Origin of the sequence: Saccharothrix violaceirubra (assembly GCF_014203755.1) — a bacterium.
Lineage (GTDB): Bacteria > Actinomycetota > Actinomycetes > Mycobacteriales > Pseudonocardiaceae > Actinosynnema > Actinosynnema violaceirubrum.
Genome location: NZ_JACHJS010000001.1, coordinates 2,163,311 through 2,179,395, shown reverse-complemented (window position 1 = coordinate 2,179,395; position 16,085 = coordinate 2,163,311). Strand labels below are relative to the sequence as shown.

General features: G+C 71.3%; 13 protein-coding genes. 7 read left to right on the top strand and 6 right to left on the bottom strand.

Features of this window, described 5'->3' with window-relative positions; translation table 11 throughout:
* Positions 1-103: 103 nt before the first annotated feature.
* A complete protein-coding gene (locus F4559_RS10790; protein ID WP_184668066.1) occupies positions 104-1,384 on the bottom strand; it encodes a sensor histidine kinase in 1,281 nt (426 codons plus the stop codon).
* Positions 1,381-2,064, bottom strand: a complete 684-nt coding sequence (locus F4559_RS10785; protein ID WP_184668064.1) for a response regulator transcription factor — start codon at positions 2,062-2,064, stop codon at positions 1,381-1,383. The genes F4559_RS10790 and F4559_RS10785 overlap by 4 nt, the downstream gene beginning before the upstream one ends.
* A gap of 295 nt (positions 2,065-2,359) precedes the next feature.
* Here F4559_RS10785 and F4559_RS10780 point away from each other — a divergent pair, with 295 nt between their 5' ends.
* A complete protein-coding gene (locus F4559_RS10780; protein WP_184668062.1) occupies positions 2,360-2,902 on the top strand; it encodes a hypothetical protein in 543 nt (180 codons plus the stop codon).
* On the opposite strand, the gene F4559_RS10775 is transcribed toward F4559_RS10780, so the two are convergent.
* The gene (locus tag F4559_RS10775; protein ID WP_221447198.1) at positions 2,886-3,686 is read right to left on the bottom strand and encodes a phosphotransferase; all 801 of its coding nucleotides are present in this window, start codon (positions 3,684-3,686) and stop codon (positions 2,886-2,888) included. The genes F4559_RS10780 and F4559_RS10775 overlap by 17 nt on opposite strands.
* 3 nt (positions 3,687-3,689) lie before the next feature.
* On the opposite strand from F4559_RS10775, the gene F4559_RS10770 reads away from it, so the two are divergent.
* The 4 genes from F4559_RS10770 (at position 3,690) to F4559_RS10755 (ending at position 11,041) form a co-directional block, all read left to right on the top strand.
* Entirely contained in the window at positions 3,690-4,388 is a 699-nt protein-coding gene (locus F4559_RS10770; RefSeq protein WP_184668058.1) for a VIT1/CCC1 transporter family protein, read from the top strand.
* A 126-nt stretch (positions 4,389-4,514) separates the two neighbouring features.
* The gene (locus tag F4559_RS10765) at positions 4,515-4,727 is read left to right on the top strand and encodes a hypothetical protein (protein WP_184668057.1); all 213 of its coding nucleotides are present in this window, start codon (positions 4,515-4,517) and stop codon (positions 4,725-4,727) included.
* Between the two features lie 388 nt (positions 4,728-5,115).
* Positions 5,116-9,597, top strand: a complete 4,482-nt coding sequence (gene gltB / locus F4559_RS10760) for a glutamate synthase large subunit (RefSeq protein ID WP_184668056.1) — start codon at positions 5,116-5,118, stop codon at positions 9,595-9,597.
* On the top strand, positions 9,590-11,041 hold the full coding sequence (locus tag F4559_RS10755) for a glutamate synthase subunit beta (RefSeq protein ID WP_184668055.1): 1,452 nt from the start codon (positions 9,590-9,592) through the stop codon (positions 11,039-11,041). Before gltB ends, F4559_RS10755 begins: the two co-directional genes overlap by 8 nt.
* A 233-nt stretch (positions 11,042-11,274) precedes the next feature.
* On the opposite strand, the gene F4559_RS10750 is transcribed toward F4559_RS10755, so the two are convergent.
* The 3 genes from F4559_RS10750 to F4559_RS10740 all read right to left on the bottom strand — a co-directional run bounded on the left by F4559_RS10750 (position 11,275) and on the right by F4559_RS10740 (position 13,372).
* On the bottom strand, positions 11,275-11,910 hold the full coding sequence (locus tag F4559_RS10750) for a DUF4360 domain-containing protein (RefSeq protein ID WP_184668054.1): 636 nt from the start codon (positions 11,908-11,910) through the stop codon (positions 11,275-11,277).
* Between the two features lie 70 nt (positions 11,911-11,980).
* On the bottom strand, positions 11,981-12,595 hold the full coding sequence (locus tag F4559_RS10745) for a DUF4360 domain-containing protein (protein ID WP_184668052.1): 615 nt from the start codon (positions 12,593-12,595) through the stop codon (positions 11,981-11,983).
* A gap of 258 nt (positions 12,596-12,853) precedes the next feature.
* Positions 12,854-13,372, bottom strand: a complete 519-nt coding sequence (locus F4559_RS10740) for a MarR family winged helix-turn-helix transcriptional regulator (RefSeq protein WP_184668051.1) — start codon at positions 13,370-13,372, stop codon at positions 12,854-12,856.
* A gap of 58 nt (positions 13,373-13,430) precedes the next feature.
* On the opposite strand from F4559_RS10740, the gene F4559_RS36265 reads away from it, so the two are divergent.
* Positions 13,431-14,942 (top strand): diguanylate cyclase domain-containing protein, encoded by a 1,512-nt coding sequence (locus F4559_RS36265; protein WP_312865574.1) that lies wholly within the window; start codon positions 13,431-13,433, stop codon positions 14,940-14,942.
* A gap of 307 nt (positions 14,943-15,249) precedes the next feature.
* The gene (locus F4559_RS10730; RefSeq protein ID WP_221447196.1) at positions 15,250-16,014 is read left to right on the top strand and encodes a serine hydrolase; all 765 of its coding nucleotides are present in this window, start codon (positions 15,250-15,252) and stop codon (positions 16,012-16,014) included.
* Positions 16,015-16,085 lie beyond the last annotated feature (71 nt).

The window sequence follows — 16,085 nt, the reverse complement described above, 5'->3', positions numbered from 1 at the left end:
TCAATTCCGAAAATGACTTTAACCGCACTCGCCGAGAATGTCGACAGCGAATTATTTAAGGAAGATTTAAAGGTCGCACAAGGCGCCGAAAAGAATTGGGCCGCTAGTGTTCGGGCTCTGCGAGGCGGGACAGCCGGAGCTGCACTCTGGTCCCGCCGAGCGGACCCCGGTCCACGACCAGGGAGCCGCCTGTGGACTCGGCCGCGCGGCGGGCGATGTCGAGTCCCAGACCGGTGGAGCCGGCGCTGCTGCCCCCGCGGCGCAGCGCCGTCTCCAGGTCTTCGATCCCCGGACCGGCGTCCTCGATCACGATCACCACCCGGTCGGGCTGGTGGAACAGTGCGACGACGAACCCGACCCCCTCGGGGGTGTGCCGGAAGATGTTGCCCAGCAGCACGTCCATCACGGCCGCCAGATCGGTGCGCGTCAACGGCACGAACGCCGGGCGTTCGGTGCCCCGCAGGTTCCACAGCCGGCGCTGGTCGTCGGCCAGCGCGGACCAGAACACCAACCGGTCGTGCACCACCTGTGCCGCGTCGCAGCGGTTGCCGTCCGGATCGGTCAACTCGCGCCGGGCCGCCCGGATGACCTCGTTGACCTCGCGTTCCAACGCCACCACCGCCTGGCGAACACGATTGGCATTCGCATCCGTGCCGAGCAGTTCCGAATCGAGACGCAACGCCGTCAACGGCGTGCGAAGACGGTGGGAAAGATCGCCGAGCATTTCCCGTTCATTGGCCATCAACTGCCCGATCCGATCGGCCATCCGGTTGAACGCGCCGCCCGCGTCGGCCAGTTCCGGCGGGCCCGTCGGCGCCACCCGGGCGGACAGGTCGCCCTCCTCCATCCGCCGCGCGCCCTCGGCCAGCTCGCGCGACGCCTTGACCACGCGGGCGCCCAGGCGGTCGGCCACGAGCACCGACGCGAGCACCAGCGACACGGCCACGCCGCTGAGCGCGAACCACGCGGGCAGCACGCCCCGGGACAGCTCGCCCTCGGGCACGAACGCCTCGACCACGACCGTGGACCCGCGCAACAGCACGGGCTGGAGGATCACCCGCCCGTCGGACACCGTGTCGCGGAACGACCTGCCCTCCCGGGCCCGCCGGAGCTGGTCGTCGGTGGCCTTGGCCTCCGGGCCGATCCGCGTGCCGTCGGGCAGGTGCACGACCACGTGGCCGCCCGCGCTGGCCAGCGCCTGCTCGACGGCGGCGCGTTCGGACGTGATCACCAGGACCGGGACGAGCGCGGCGGCCTGCTTGTCGGCCTCGCCCAGCGCGCGGTCCTCCGCGAGCGCCGCGACGACCGTCGCCAACGGGATCAGGAAGGCCAGCGCCACCATGGACGTGACGGCCAGCGAGACGAGGGCGAGCGACTTCCTCACTCGGCCGCCGTCAGCTTGAACCCGACGCCGCGCACGGTGTGCAGGTAACGGGGTTGGGCGGCGCGCTCGCCGAGCTTGCGGCGCAACCACGACAGGTGCACGTCGAGCGTCTGGTCGTCGTGGCGGCCGGGCATGTTCCACAGGTTCGCCAGCAGCTCGGCCCGCGGCACCACCTTGCCCGCGCGGGCGGCGAGGTAGGCGAGGAGGTCGAACTCCTTGCGCGTCAGGTTCAGTTCGCGGCCCGCCAGCCGGGCCTCGCGCCGGTCGAGGTCCACGGTCAACTCCCCGATCCGCAGCGGTTCCGGTCCGCTGTCCTCCCGCCGGGCCCGGCGCAGGACCGCCGACAGCCGGGCCGCGAGGTGCTCGCTGGAGAACGGCTTGACGAGGTAGTCGTCGGCGCCGGCGTTGAGCAGCCGCACGATCTCCGACTCGTCGTCGCGCGCTGTCGCCACGATGACCGGTACGTCGCAGACGCCGCGCATCATCCGCAACGCGTCCGCGCCGTCCATGTCCGGCAGGCCGAGGTCGAGCACGACCAGGTCGAAGGCGGAACTGGTGATCTCCCGCAACGCCTCCAGCGCCGTGCCGACCGGCAGCACGGCGTGCCCCATCCCCGTCAGCGCCCGCGAGACGGCCGACCGCACGACCGGGTCATCCTCGACCAGCAGCACCGAAACCATGGCGCGCACCGTAACGCCAACGAGTGACCAAGTCCCACCCGCGCCCGTTTCGTCAACGGCCAAACCGCGAGTCCTCCACCCGGACACCGCGAACTACGCCCCCGGGTCACCCGGTCGGCCCAGCCAGGCGTGTCCGGAACGCACAACTCACCGTGCCTGAATGCACAACTCGCGGTGCCTGAACGCATAACTCGCGCCGGGGGTGGGAAAGTCGGACCGGACGGGGGTGTCCGTGGGGTGTATGGGTGGAGGACTCGCGCGGAAGGGGTGAGGGCGGGTGCGGCAGGATGGCGGGATGTCCCGGGGACTCCAGTACTTCGCGGCATGGTCGGCGACCACGGTCGTCGCGGTCATGCTGTCCTCGCTCGGCATCCGGTTCGTACTGGGGGCCGGCGTGTCCGAGCGTCCGCTCCTCGTCCCGGCCACCACACAGCAGACGACGACCACGGTCGCCACGACGACGACCACGGCCACCACCACGACGACCACGCCGGCGCCGACCACCCCGGCCGCGGTCACCACGACGACCAACCGCGCCACGACCACGACGACCGCACCGCCGACCACGACCACGACCGACAGCGGCACGTGGACGACCGAGAACGGCGAACTCGTGCGCACCTTCACGCTGGAGGGCGGGGTGGCCACGGTCCGGTACCGCACCAAGGACCGGTCGATCGAGCCCGTCTCCGCGTCGCCGCGCCAGGGCTACTCGACCCGGATCGAGCAGCCCGCGTCGGCGGTCGTCATCTGGTTCACCAGCGCCACCCACACCTCGCGCCTGGAAGCCATGTGGGCCGGCGACCGGCCGCAGTGGCAGATCATCGAAGAGGACTGAAGACCCACCGCAGCGACGCGAGCGACTTGCGCACGTACAGGTCGATCCCGTGCTCGGTCCCGTAAGCCAGGTCCTCCAACAGCGCACACCGCGCGTGGAACACGGCCCGCTCCCGCAGGTCCGCCGGAGTCGCCGCGAGCGCGGCCGGGCCCAGGTCCCGGAACAGCAGCCCGTGGTCGTATGCCGGGTCGACCACCGCGGCGTCGGTCCAGTCGATCACGCCGGACACCGCGCCGTCGGCCACGAGCACGTGCTCGTGGCCGATGTCGTTGTGCGAGAACGCCACCGGGTGGTCCCGGCCCGGCGGCGGCGCGGCCAGGAACGCCGTCACGTCCGCCCGGTACGCCGCGGGCACGTACCCGAGCCGCCCGGCCGCCTCCGCGAGCAGCTCCGCCGGATCGTCGACGTCGACGGGCACGTCCACCTCCAACGCCTGGATCACCCGGAGGAACCCGATCAGCGTGTCGAGCACGCCGGGCGGCGGCACGTCGACCTCGGCCGGCGGCACGCCGGGCAGCTTGCGGTAGGCCATGCGGTCGCCCGACGCGAACACCGGCACCGGCACGGCCACGGGCGACACGGCGGCGACCGCCCGCAGCACCGCGGCCTCCGCGGCGACGTCGCCGTCCTTGCGGAACCGGACCACGAGCGAGCCGTCCACCTCGAAGGCCACGTTGTCGAGCCCCTCCCCCAGCGGCACGACGGAGGTCACGGCGAGATCGGGCAGGTTCGCGGCGAGCACCGCGCGGACGTCCACGGATTCCAGCGTAGGTGGTTCGATCACCGCATGGCCCACCCCGAACCCCAGGCCCTCCTGTCCCAACGCGTCAACCGGCTGCGCGCCGGCGTCCTGGGCGCCAACGACGGCATCGTCTCCACCGCCGGGCTGGTGGTCGGCGTCGCCGGTGCCGCCGCCGACCGCACCGCCCTGCTCGCCGCCGGCATCGCCGGGCTCGTCGCCGGTGCGCTGTCCATGGCGGGCGGCGAGTACGTCTCGGTGAGCACCCAGCGCGACACCGAGCGCGCCGCGCTGCGGCTGGAGGAGTTCGAACTCCGCGAGATGCCCGAGGCCGAGGAGCACGAACTCGCCGCCATCTACCGGGAGAAGGGCCTGCGGCCCGAACTCGCCGCCGAGGTCGCCCGCGAGCTGACCGCGCACGACGCGTTGCGCGCCCACGCCGAGGCCGAGCTGCACATCGACCCGGACAACCTGACCAGTCCGTGGCAGGCCGCGCTCGCCTCGTGCCAGGCGTTCGCCCTGGGCGCTCTCGTCCCGCTGCTCGCGATCGTCCTCCCGCCGGTCGCGTGGCGGGTGTGGGCGTGCGCGGCGGCCGTCCTGGTCGGGCTCGCGCTGACCGGCGTGGTGAGCGCGCGCCTCGGGTCGAGCCCGGTCGGTCCGGCCGTGCGCCGCAACGTGGTCGTCGGCACGCTCACCATGGCCGTGACCTACGGGGTGGGCCTGCTGTTCGGCGTCACCCTGGGCTGATGTTCCGTCACGACCGGGGCGCCGGAAAATCGTTCACACGAAGGTGTGGAATCCCGGCGAAACGGGTAACCGCCGCCGACCCGGTGCCGATCCGGACACCGAGGCCGGGAACGGAGGTGCCACCCCATGACCCATCACCAGCCCACGCTGTCCCTGCGCCGTGACGCCCGCACCGAGCGTCGGGTGTGGACGGTTTTCGCCGCGCTCTTCCTGCTGGTCGCCGGCGCCAACGCGCTCGTCGCCCTGTCCGAGGACGCCTGGTGGCAACTCGGCGCGGCGGCGGTGTTCCTCGCCGTGGCCGCGGGCTGCGCCCGTCGCGCCCGAGGCGGCAGAGACTGAGCGCCACGCACCGACACCGCTGAGACGACCAGCGGCTGGTCCGAATGGACGTAGCCGTTGGTCGTTTCGCTGTCAACCCCGGGTGGGATTCCCCACGACCCCCTACCGGACTAGCGCCATAACCGCGAATTCACATTATCGTCACAAGACCCCGGCAATCCCGGAGCACCGCGACGGCACGGTCCACGGCCACATCCGGCCCGACACCCGAGCCCGCTGCGTGTGCAGTTCTCCCGCACAACGGAGTGCGGCCACCACGCCGTAGACGCATCGAAAGCGTGGTCCCACCACAGCCAGGCAGCAGGCCGAGCTGTCCCGCGTCGACGACGCGCGCGGACGCCGCTCGGCCACCTCCGTATGCCCGGACGACGCCACGGGAGGGCCCGTTGTGACCCACCAGCACCAGACGCGCGGTCTGTACGACCCGCAGTTCGAGCACGACGCCTGCGGCGTCGCGTTCGTCGCCGACCTCGCCGGCCGGCGCAACCACGCGATCGTGAAGCAGGCGCTGGTCGCCCTGCGCAACCTGGAACACCGGGGCGCCCGCGGCGCCGAGCAGGAGACCGGCGACGGCGCCGGCCTGCTGATCCAGGTCCCCGACGCGTTCTACCGCGAGGTCGTCGACTTCACCCTGCCCGAACCCGGCCACTACGCCGTGGGCACCGCGTTCCTGCCCGTCGAGGGCACGGACGCGGCCAAGGCGCGCATCGAGGACGTCGCCGCGCAGGAGGGCGCGACGGTCCTGGGCTGGCGGGAGCTGCCGGTCGACGCCGAGCACGTCGGCCCGACCGCGCGTACGACCATGCCGCGCTTCGCCCAGCTGTTCCTCGCGGGCGGCGCCGGGCAGTCCGGGCTGGAGCTGGAGCGGCTGGCGTTCGTCGTCCGCAAGCGCGCCGAGCACGCCGTGGACGTCTACTTCCCGAGCCTGTCGTCGCGCACGGTCGTCTACAAGGGAATGCTCACCGAGCCGCAGGTCGAGAAGTTCTTCCTCGACCTCCAGGACGAGCGCGTCACGTCCTCGATCGGCCTCGTGCACTCCCGGTTCTCCACGAACACGTTCCCGAGCTGGCCGCTGGCGCACCCGTACCGGTACGTCGCGCACAACGGCGAGATCAACACGCTGCGCGGCAACCGCAACTGGATGGACGCCCGCGAGTCCACCCTGGAGACCGACCTCGTCCCCGGCGACATCGAGCGGATCTTCCCGATCATCACGCGCGGCGCCAGCGACTCGGCGAGCTTCGACGAGGTGCTGGAACTGCTGCACCTGAGCGGTCGGAGCCTGCCGCACGCGGTGCTGATGATGATCCCCGAGGCGTGGGAGAACCACGCCGAGATGGACCCCGCGCGCCGCGCGTTCTACGAGTTCCACTCCACGCTCATGGAGCCGTGGGACGGCCCAGCCCTGGTGTCGTTCACCGACGGCACGCTCATCGGCGCCGTGCTGGACCGCAACGGCCTGCGCCCGGCCCGCTACTGGGTCACCGAGGACGGCCTGGTCGTGCTCGGCAGCGAGGCCGGCGTGCTGGAGTTCGACCAGGCCACGATCGTCCGCAAGGGACGGTTGGAGCCGGGCCGCATGTTCCTCGTCGACACCGCCCAGGGGCGGATCATCGACGACGAGGAGATCAAGGGGCAGCTCGCCGCCGAGCACCCGTACGAGCGGTGGGTCGCCGACGGCGTCCTGCACCTGTCGGACCTGCCCGCGCGTGAGCGCGAGGTGCCGACGCACGCGTCCCTCGTGCGTCGGCAGCAGGCGTTCGGCTACACCGAGGAGGAGCTGTCGCTCCTGCTGCGCCCGATGGCGCGCACCGGTGCCGAGCCGATCGGCTCGATGGGCAACGACTCGCCGTTCGCGCCGCTGTCGAACCGGCCGCGGCAGCTGTTCGACTACTTCCAGCAGCTGTTCGCGCAGGTCACGAACCCGCCACTGGACGCCATCCGCGAGGAACTGGTCACCAGCCTGCACGCCACGCTGGGCGCCGAGCCCAACCTGCTGTCGGTGGACGCGTCGTCGTGCCGGCGGATCTCGCTGGCGTTCCCGGTGCTGGACAACGACGAGCTGGCCAAGCTCGTGCACGTCGACGACGACGGCACGCTGCCCGAGTTCCGCACGCACACCGTCCACGGCACCTACCCGGTGGCGGGCGGCGGCGCGGCCCTCAAGGCCCGGCTCGCCGAGATCCGGACCGAGGTGTCGGCCGCGATCGCCGACGGCGCGCGCCTGGTCGTGCTGTCGGACCGGGGCGTGAACGCCGAGGAAGCGCCGATCCCGTCGCTGTTGCTGACCGGTGCCGTGCACCACCACCTGGTCCGGGAGAAGACCCGCACCCAGGTCGACCTGATCGTCGAGTCGGGCGACGCGCGCGAGGTGCACCACATCGCGCTGCTGGTGGGCTACGGCGCGAAGGCGGTCAACCCGTACCTGGCCATGGCCTCGGTCGAGGAGCTGCCGGACGTCGACCCGAAGGTCGCGACCCGCAACCTGATCAAGGCGCTGGGCAAGGGCGTGCGCAAGACGATGTCCAAGATGGGCGTCTCGACCGTGGCCTCGTACACGGGCGCGCAGATCTTCGAGATCATCGGCCTGGGCGCCGAGGTCGTCGACGAGTGCTTCACCGGCACCACGTCGCGGCTGGGCGGCATCGGCTTCGACGTGCTCGCCGAGGAGGTCGCCAAGCGGCACGCCTACGCGTTCCCGGCGGACGGCGTGCGCGCGGACCACCGCGAGCTGGAGGTCGGCGGCGACTACCAGTGGCGGCGCGAGGGCGAGACGCACCTGTTCAACCCGACCACGGTGTTCAAGCTCCAGCACTCCACGCGCGCGGGCCGGTACGACATCTTCAAGGAGTACACGCGCGCGGTCGACGACCAGTCGAAGGCGCTGGCGACGCTGCGCGGCCTGTTCGCGTTCAAGGACACCACCCCGATCCCGGTCGACGAGGTCGAGCCGGTGTCGGAGATCGTGAAGCGGTTCGCCACGGGCGCCATCTCCTACGGCTCGATCTCGCAGGAGATGCACGAGACGCTGGCCATCGCCATGAACCGGCTGGGCGCCAAGTCCAACACCGGCGAGGGCGGCGAGGACCCGGAGCGCCTGTACGACCCGCAGCGGCGCAGCGCCGTGAAGCAGGTCGCGAGTGGACGGTTCGGCGTCACCAGCGAGTACCTGGTCAACGCCGACGACATCCAGATCAAGATGGCGCAGGGCGCCAAGCCCGGCGAAGGCGGCCAGCTGCCCGGTGGCAAGGTCTACCCCTGGATCGCCCGGACCCGGCACTCCACGCCGGGCGTCGGCCTGATCTCGCCGCCGCCGCACCACGACATCTACTCGATCGAGGACCTCGCCCAGCTCATCCACGACCTGAAGAACGCCAACCCGGCCGCGCGCGTCCACGTGAAGCTCGTGTCCGAGGTCGGCGTCGGCACGGTCGCGGCGGGCGTGTCCAAGGCGCACGCGGACGTCGTGCTGATCTCCGGGCACGACGGCGGCACGGGCGCGTCCCCGCTGTCGTCGATCAAGCACGCGGGCGGTCCGTGGGAGCTGGGCCTGGCCGAGACGCAGCAGACGCTGCTGGTCAACCGGCTGCGCGACCGGATCGTGGTGCAGACCGACGGCCAGCTCAAGACCGGTCGCGACGTCGTCATCGCCGCGCTGCTGGGCGCCGAGGAGTTCGGTTTCGCGACCGCTCCCCTGGTCGTCTCGGGCTGCGTCATGATGCGCGTCTGCCACCTGGACACCTGTCCGGTCGGCGTGGCGACGCAGAACCCGGTGCTGCGCGCGAAGTTCGCGGGCAAGGCCGAGTACGTGGTGAACTTCTTCGAGTTCATCGCCCAGGAGGTCCGGGAGCTGTTGGCCCAGTTGGGTTTCCGCTCGATCGCCGAGGCGGTCGGCCACGCCGAGCTGCTCGACACCCAGGCCGCGGTGGACCACTGGAAGGCGTCCGGGCTCGACCTGTCGCCGATCTTCCACGTGCCCGACCTGCCCGAGGGTGCCGCGCGCGCCAACACCACCACGCAGGACCACGGCCTGGACAAGGCGCTGGACCACACGCTGATCCAGCTCGCCGAGGGCGCCATCGCCTCCGGTGACCGGGTCACCCTGGAACTGCCGGTGCGCAACGTGAACCGCACCGTCGGCACCATGCTCGGCCACGAGGTCACCCAGCGCTGGGGTGGCGCGGGCCTGCCCGACGACACGATCGACATCACCTTCACCGGCACCGCCGGGCAGTCGTTCGGCGCGTTCGTGCCGCGCGGCGTGACCCTGCGGCTGGTCGGCGACGGCAACGACTACGTGGGCAAGGGCCTGTCGGGCGGCCGGATCACCATCCGCCCGGTGGCCGACGCGCGGTTCGCCGCCGAGCAGCACGTGATCGCGGGCAACGTGATCGGCTACGGCGCGACGTCCGGCGAGATCTTCCTGCGCGGCAGGGTCGGCGAGCGGTTCTGCGTGCGCAACTCGGGCGCGCTGGCCGTCGTCGAGGGCGTGGGCGACCACGGCTGCGAGTACATGACCGGTGGCCGTGTGGTCGTGCTCGGCGCGACCGGGCGCAACTTCGCGGCGGGCATGTCGGGCGGCGTCGCCTACCTGCTCGACGCGGCGGCCCAGCGGGTCAACCCGGAGATGGTCGACCTCGACCCGCTGGACGAGGCCGACCGCGAGTTCCTCCGCGAGGCGGTGGAGAAGCACTACCGCGAGACCGAATCCGCGGTGGCGCACGGGCTGTTGGCGGACTGGGACCTCGCGGTCGACCGGTTCACCAAGGTGATGCCCAAGGACTACAAGCGGGTGCTCGCGGCACAGGCCCGTGCCGTCCAGGAGGGTCGTGACGTGGACCAGGCGATCATGGAGGCCGCTCATGGCTGACCCGAGGGGCTTTCTGACCACCCCGCGCGAGACCCCGCGCAGCCGGCCGGTGTTCCTGCGGCTGCGCGACTGGCGCGAGGTGTACGAGGAGTTCGAGAACCCGAAGCTGGAGAAGCAGGCCGGGCGCTGCATGGACTGCGGCATCCCGTTCTGCCACCAGGGCTGTCCGCTGGGGAACCTGATCCCGGAGTGGAACAGCCTGGTGTGGAGCCAGGACTGGAAGGCGGCGGCCGAACGGCTGCACGCGACCAACAACTTCCCGGAGTTCACCGGGACGCTGTGCCCGGCGCCCTGCGAGGCGGCGTGCGTGGTCGGGATCAACGGCGACGCGGTGACCATCAAGCGGGTCGAGATCTCGATCATCGACCGCGCGTGGGACGAGGGCTGGGTGACGCCGCACGTGGCGACCGCCCGCACCGGCAGGAAGGTCGCCGTCGTCGGCTCCGGCCCGGCCGGGCTCGCCGCCGCGCAGCAGTTGTCCCGCGCGGGCCACGACGTCGTGGTGCTGGAGCGGGCGGACGCCATCGGCGGCCTGCTGCGCTACGGCATCCCCGAGTTCAAGATGGAGAAGTGGCGTCTGGACCGCAGGGTGGACCAGATGCGCGCCGAGGGCACCGAGTTCCGCACGAACGTCGACGTCGGCGTGGACGTCACCGTCGAGGAGCTGCGGTCGTCCTACGACGCCGTGGTCCTCGCGGGCGGCGCCACGGCGTGGCGCGACCTGCCCGTCCCGGGCCGGGAGCTGGCCGGCATCCACCAGGCGATGGAGTACCTGCCGTACGGCAACAAGGTCGCCCGGGGCGAACTGAAGACCTCGCCGATCACCGCCGAGGGCAAGCACGTCGTCGTCATCGGCGGCGGCGACACCGGCGCGGACTGCGTCGGCACCGCGCACCGGCAGGGCGCGGCGTCGGTGACGCAGCTGGAGATCATGCCCCGCCCGTCCGACACCCGCACCGACGCCAACCCGTGGCCGACGTACCCGATGCTCTACCGGGTCACGTCCGCGCACGAGGAGGGCGGCGAGCGGCTGTACGCGGTGTCCACGGTGGAGTTCCTCGGCGACGAGGACGGCGCGGTGCGCGCGCTGAAGCTGGTCGAGGTCCGGTCGGAGAACGGCCGCTTCGTGCCCGTCGAAGGCTCCGAGCGGGAGATCCCGGCCCAGCTGGTCACGCTCGCCATGGGCTTCGTCGGCCCGGAGAAGGCGGGTCTGGTCGAGGACCTGGGCGTGGCGCTGGACGCGCGCGGGAACGTGGCCCGTGACGCCTCGTTCGCGACGTCGGTCGACGGCGTGTTCGTGGCCGGCGACATGGGCCGGGGCCAGTCCCTGATCGTGTGGGCGATCGCCGAGGGCCGGTCGGCCGCGGCGGGCGTCGACGCCTACCTGACCGGGCGCGCGGTGCTCCCCCGCCCGATCGAGCCGACGGACCGCGCCCTGGTCTAGGACGGCTCACCGAAGACACGTGCCCGGCGGACGACGATGTCCGCCGGGCACGTCCCGTTCACGGCGCCGGATGCCCGAACGCGTGTTTCGCGGTGTCCGAGTGCGTGACTCGCGCACGTGGACGGGCCGCCCACACCCCGGGTGGGGCGTGGGCGGCCTGGTCATGGCGGACCGCCCCCCGAAGCTGGCGCGGGCCCGGATAACAGGGGGACTACCCGGGACCTGCCCCGAGACTACGGGCAGCGCTTCCAGGCGAAGTGGTACTTCGTGTCGAAGCTGCCGTCCGTCGAGTCCATCGACATGAAGCTGGTCGTCGTCGCCGTGTTGGACGTACCGGCGTTGACCCGCAGCTCCGTGTTGATGTTGAAGTTCCGCTTCTCACCGCACGGGTGGTACACGATCGCGGCGAGTTCCGTGGTGTCCGTCGCCTGCCAGTCCTCGCTGAACGCACCGCTGTAGCTGTGCGTCCGGTAGGTCGTCGGCGACATGCCCTGGAAGTAGTAGTTGGCGCGTTCGATGCCGGTCGCGCCCTTCTCCAGGTGTGCGAAACCGCGGTAGTCGGCCTGGGCGATACCGTAGGTGAATCCCTGCGGCACGTTCACTCTCAGGTTGATCTGGCAGTTCTTGCGGAAGTCGGTCGGCTGGGAACCGACCCCGACCTGCGCCAGGAACGCGCTGTAGCTCACGGTGAACGCCTTGTTGTCCGGGGACACGGCGATCGCCGCCGTCCCGGCCGGACAGCCGGAGCCGTTCACCGTCACCACGTCGATCGTGATGTGGTCCGGCGGCGGCACGGAACCGGGCGCACCACCGGGCGGGAACACGATCGTCGACAGGGCCAGAGCGGCAGCAGCCGCGAAATTCAGCATGACACACCTTCCGATTAATCATCATTGACATCGGCGGCGAAACGGTGTGGCGGCCGGCGCGGCGAAAGGGTCAGCAGCGCTTCCAGGAGAAGTGGTACCTGGTGCTGATGCGTCCGTCGGTCGAGTCCATCGCGATGAAGCTGGTGCCCTTCGAGGAACCCGCGTTGACGCGCAATTCGGCGTTGACGTTGAGCAGCTTGCGCTCGCCGCACGGCGCGTAGACGATCGCACTCCACTCGGTGGAGTCGGTGAACTGCCAGTTGTCGCTGAACGGGCCGCGCAGCGAGTGCGACTTACGGGCCGTCGGCGAGGTGCCCTGGAAGTAGTAGTTGCCCTGCTCCAGGCCGGTCGCGCCCGACTGGAGGTGCGCGAAACCCCGGTAGTCCGCCTGGGCCACGCCGAACGTGAAGCCCTGGGGGTAGTTGAGCTGGAGCCCGAGCTGGCAGTTCTTCCGGAAGTCGGTCGGCGAGGTGGAGTCGCCGGCCTGGGCCAGGAACTGGCTGTAGGTGACGGTGAACGCGGTCCGGTCGTCGGAGGCGGCGACGGCCGCGGTACCGGCGGGACAACCGGAGCCGTTGACGGCGACGACCTGGACGGTGACGTAGTCCGGAACCGAATCAATGGGTGAGTCGACCGGCACGATCGCCGACAAGGCGAGCGCGGCGGCTGCCGCTGTGGTCAGCATGACGGACCTCTCTTGCTGGCGGTGTTATGCGGCGGCCGGACGCCGGGAAACGTATCGCAGGGAATACCGGAGCAGTTCCGCCAATCGAGTGGCACCACGACGGGAATTCCTTGACGGGTGTGCCGGACAGGCCGTCGAACATTTTCCCAGCCATCCCATGATAGGTTTCCACGGCATGCGGTCATTATTACGGACACAATCCTGCCGGGGTCAAACACAATAAAGCATGAATTCTGTCAACGAAATCGGGTGCACCGGCTAGTCCGGGCGGGCGGCCACGACCCTACGGATGAGTTCGACCAATTGCGCGGATTCCGCGTCGTCGAGCACGTCGAACCAGCGGATCTCCCGCGCGTTCTGCTTGGGGAACACCCCGGACACCGAGCGCAGCCCCTCCTCGGTCAGCGCCACGAACACCACGCGACGGTCCTGGTCGTCCCGCGTCCGCTCGACCAGACCCGCCTTCTCCAGCGTGTTGATCAGGTTCGACATCGCCGACCGGGTCGTGCCGGACAGGTCGGCCAGCCGCGCCGGCTGGGTCGGGCCGAGCACCCACAGCTTGAACATCAGCCGGAAGCCCGGCATCGTCCAGCCGCGCTCGCGGTGCACCAGCGCCTCGTAGTCGGTGATCATCATGTACGCCAGGTTGAGGACGTTGTACGACAACCCGAACGCCTCCGCGTCGCACCCGATCTCGGCGATCCGGTACCGGGCGAACCGCTCGTAGTCCTGCTCCGTGCGCACGTCCCGCGCGGCGGGAACCTCCTGCTCTGCCACCCGGGCATCCTCGCAGGGCAACCCGGTCGGCGGTACGCCGATGGGGCACACTGGCCGCGTGCGCGCGACTTCACGGTTCGGGATCACGGCGGCACTCGTGCTCGTGTCGTCGGTCGCCGCTTCCGTCGCCGCCAGTTTCGACCTCGTGCGGGGCGACGCGGCCGTCGTGCTCGACGACCTCGCCCAGCTCGCCACCGGCCTGCTCGCCACGACGACGTGCCTGGTCACGGCGCGGACCCGCGCCGGGGCCGACCGCTGGTGGCGGATCCTGATGGGCCTGGGCATGCTCGGCTGGAGCGCGGGCATGGCGTTGTGGACGTGGTACCAGCTCGTCGAGGAGCGGGCCGTGCCGTCGCCGTCGCTCGCGGACGCGGGCTACCTGAGCGTCGTGCCGTTCGCGCTCGCGGCCCTGTCGGTGATCGGGAACCATCGGAGATCCGAATCCCCGGACGCCCTGCTGGACCGCCGGTCCCGCACCGCGCGCGTCGTGCCGCTGTTGGACGGCGTGATCGTGGTGGCGTCGCTGTTCGTGCTCACGTGGACGACGTCGCTGGGCGGACTCGTCGCGGCCGGGAATCCCGACGCGGGCGCGTTCCTGGTCGCGATCGCCTACCCGATCACCGACCTGGTGCTGCTGGTGATCGTCGTGGTGTTGGGTTCGGACCGGAAGGTGGTGCTGCGGCCCCCGCTGTTGTTGCTGGGCCTGGGACTGCTGGGGTTGGCGGCCTCCGACAGCGCGTTCGCGTACCTGGTGAGCATCCAGGCGCCGGAGGTGCCGCCGTTGGCCAACGCGGGTTTCGTGCTCGGACCGGCCGTGGTGGCGTTGGCGCCGCTCGTACCCACCGGCGTGCGCACGGGCGGGTCGGCCGCCGCGGACCACCGCCGGCAGTGGACCTACCTGTCGATGCCTTACGTGCCGTTGGTGCTGTGCACGGTCCTGGTGCTGCGCCGCACGCTCTCGGGCGAGGGGTCCGGTGTGGACGCGGTGGAGATCGGCTGCGGTTTCGCGGTGTTCGTCGCGGTGATCGTGCGGCAGTTGGTGACCATCGTGGACAACGCCCGACTGGCGGCGCTGCTGCGCGATTCGGAGCTGACGCTGGCGCACCAGGCGCACCACGACCCGCTCACGGGCCTGGCCAACCGCGCGGTGTTCGAGCGCCGGCTCGACGAGGCGATGGCCGCGTACCACCGCGACGGCACGCCGTTCGGGTTGCTGTTCGTGGACCTGGACGATTTCAAGGCGGTGAACGACAAGGCGGGGCACGCGCACGGCGACGTGGTGTTGGAGCGGGCGGCGCGGCTGCTGCACGACTGCGTGCGGGACACGGACGTGGTGGCACGGCTGGGCGGCGACGAGTTCGGCGTGCTGGTCGAGGGCGTCGAGGAGCCGGAGAAGGTGGCGTTCCGGGTGCTGGACGCGCTGGGTTCGGACATCAGCGCCAGCGTGGGCGTCGTGATCTGCGCCGACCACGACCCGGAGGCCACCGCACAGTCGGTCCTCAGACGCGCTGACACCGCCATGTACGAGGCCAAGCGCGACGGCGGTCGCGGCCTGGTCATCCACCCCTGACCCGCGAGTCCTCCACGCGGACACCCTGAAATACGCGCTCAGGCACCCTGAAACACGCACTCGGACAGCCCCGGGGCACCTGGCCACGTGTGCGGGCACTCCGCCAACCCACGTACGTCCTTCGCGACTGCCGCCGACCGCACGAGCCGGACCCCACCACGTGCTCGAACCCAAGCCGGCACCGCCGCCGGCAGTCCCTCAGTCGCACCCACCCCGAATCCCGGAACCGGTCGCCCGGGACGCTTTCCCTTCTGGTAGACCGGAACCGCGAGTTCCGACCGACCCCGACCGACCACCGGGAGGCGCGGTGACCAGGCTGTCGGTGCACGTGGCGCGGCGCGGTGCGGCCCCGACCGCGGCCGTGCGCGACGACGAGCAGCACGACGCGGCGAGCACGGTGAAGATCGCGGTACTGGGGGCGTTACGCGGCCACGACCCGGACACGCCGGTGCCGGTGGTGGCGGAGTTCCCGTCGGGCGCGGGCGACCGGTTCTCCTGCGACCAGGCCGCCGACTCCGACCCGGCGGTGTGGGCCAGGATCGGTGCCACCGCACCGCTGGGCTGGTTGGCCGACCGGATGATCACCCATTCGTCGAACCTGGCCACGAACCTGTGCGCGCTGCACGTGGGACTGCCCGCCGTCGCCGGCTTCTGGCACGCGGCGGCCACCGGGAGCACCGGCCTGGCCCGGCTGATCGACGACAACGCGGCCCGGCGCACGGGCGTGCACAACACCGTGACGGCCGCCGACCTGGTCCGCGTGCTGTGGACCTTGACCGACGGCGAACTCGACGTCCTGGCCCGCAACGTCCACCGGGTCGACCTGGCGGCCGGCCTGCCACCGGGCACGCGGATCGCGTTCAAGAACGGCTGGGACCCGGGCGTGCGGCACAGCGTCGGCCTGGTCTGGCCGGCGGACGCCCCGCCGTACGCGATCGCCGTCTGCTACACCGGTCCCCTGGCCGACGGCCGCACGGCCGGCGACCCGGCGGCCGACGTCCTGGCCCGCATCTCCCACCGCATGTGGCAACGCCGCCGCGAACCGGCCGCACCCCTGACCGCCAAGACCTGACCGGCCTCCGGCGACACCGCCGCGGTCCACCCCGACGCCGCCGGACGGTCGACGCCTCCGCCGGCGGGGCC

Excerpts from the sequence above, each read along its gene's own strand:
- F4559_RS10785 (WP_184668064.1), bottom strand. The coding sequence starts at position 2,064 with ATGGTTTCGGTGCTGCTGGTCGAGGATGACCCGGTCGTGCGGTCGGCC.
- F4559_RS10780 (WP_184668062.1), top strand. The coding sequence starts at position 2,360 with ATGTCCCGGGGACTCCAGTACTTCGCGGCATGGTCGGCGACCACGGTC.
- F4559_RS10770 (WP_184668058.1), top strand. The coding sequence starts at position 3,690 with ATGGCCCACCCCGAACCCCAGGCCCTCCTGTCCCAACGCGTCAACCGG.
- F4559_RS10765 (WP_184668057.1), top strand. The coding sequence starts at position 4,515 with ATGACCCATCACCAGCCCACGCTGTCCCTGCGCCGTGACGCCCGCACC.
- F4559_RS10755 (WP_184668055.1), top strand. The coding sequence starts at position 9,590 with ATGGCTGACCCGAGGGGCTTTCTGACCACCCCGCGCGAGACCCCGCGC.
- F4559_RS10750 (WP_184668054.1), bottom strand. The coding sequence starts at position 11,910 with ATGCTGAATTTCGCGGCTGCTGCCGCTCTGGCCCTGTCGACGATCGTG.
- F4559_RS10745 (WP_184668052.1), bottom strand. The coding sequence starts at position 12,595 with ATGCTGACCACAGCGGCAGCCGCCGCGCTCGCCTTGTCGGCGATCGTG.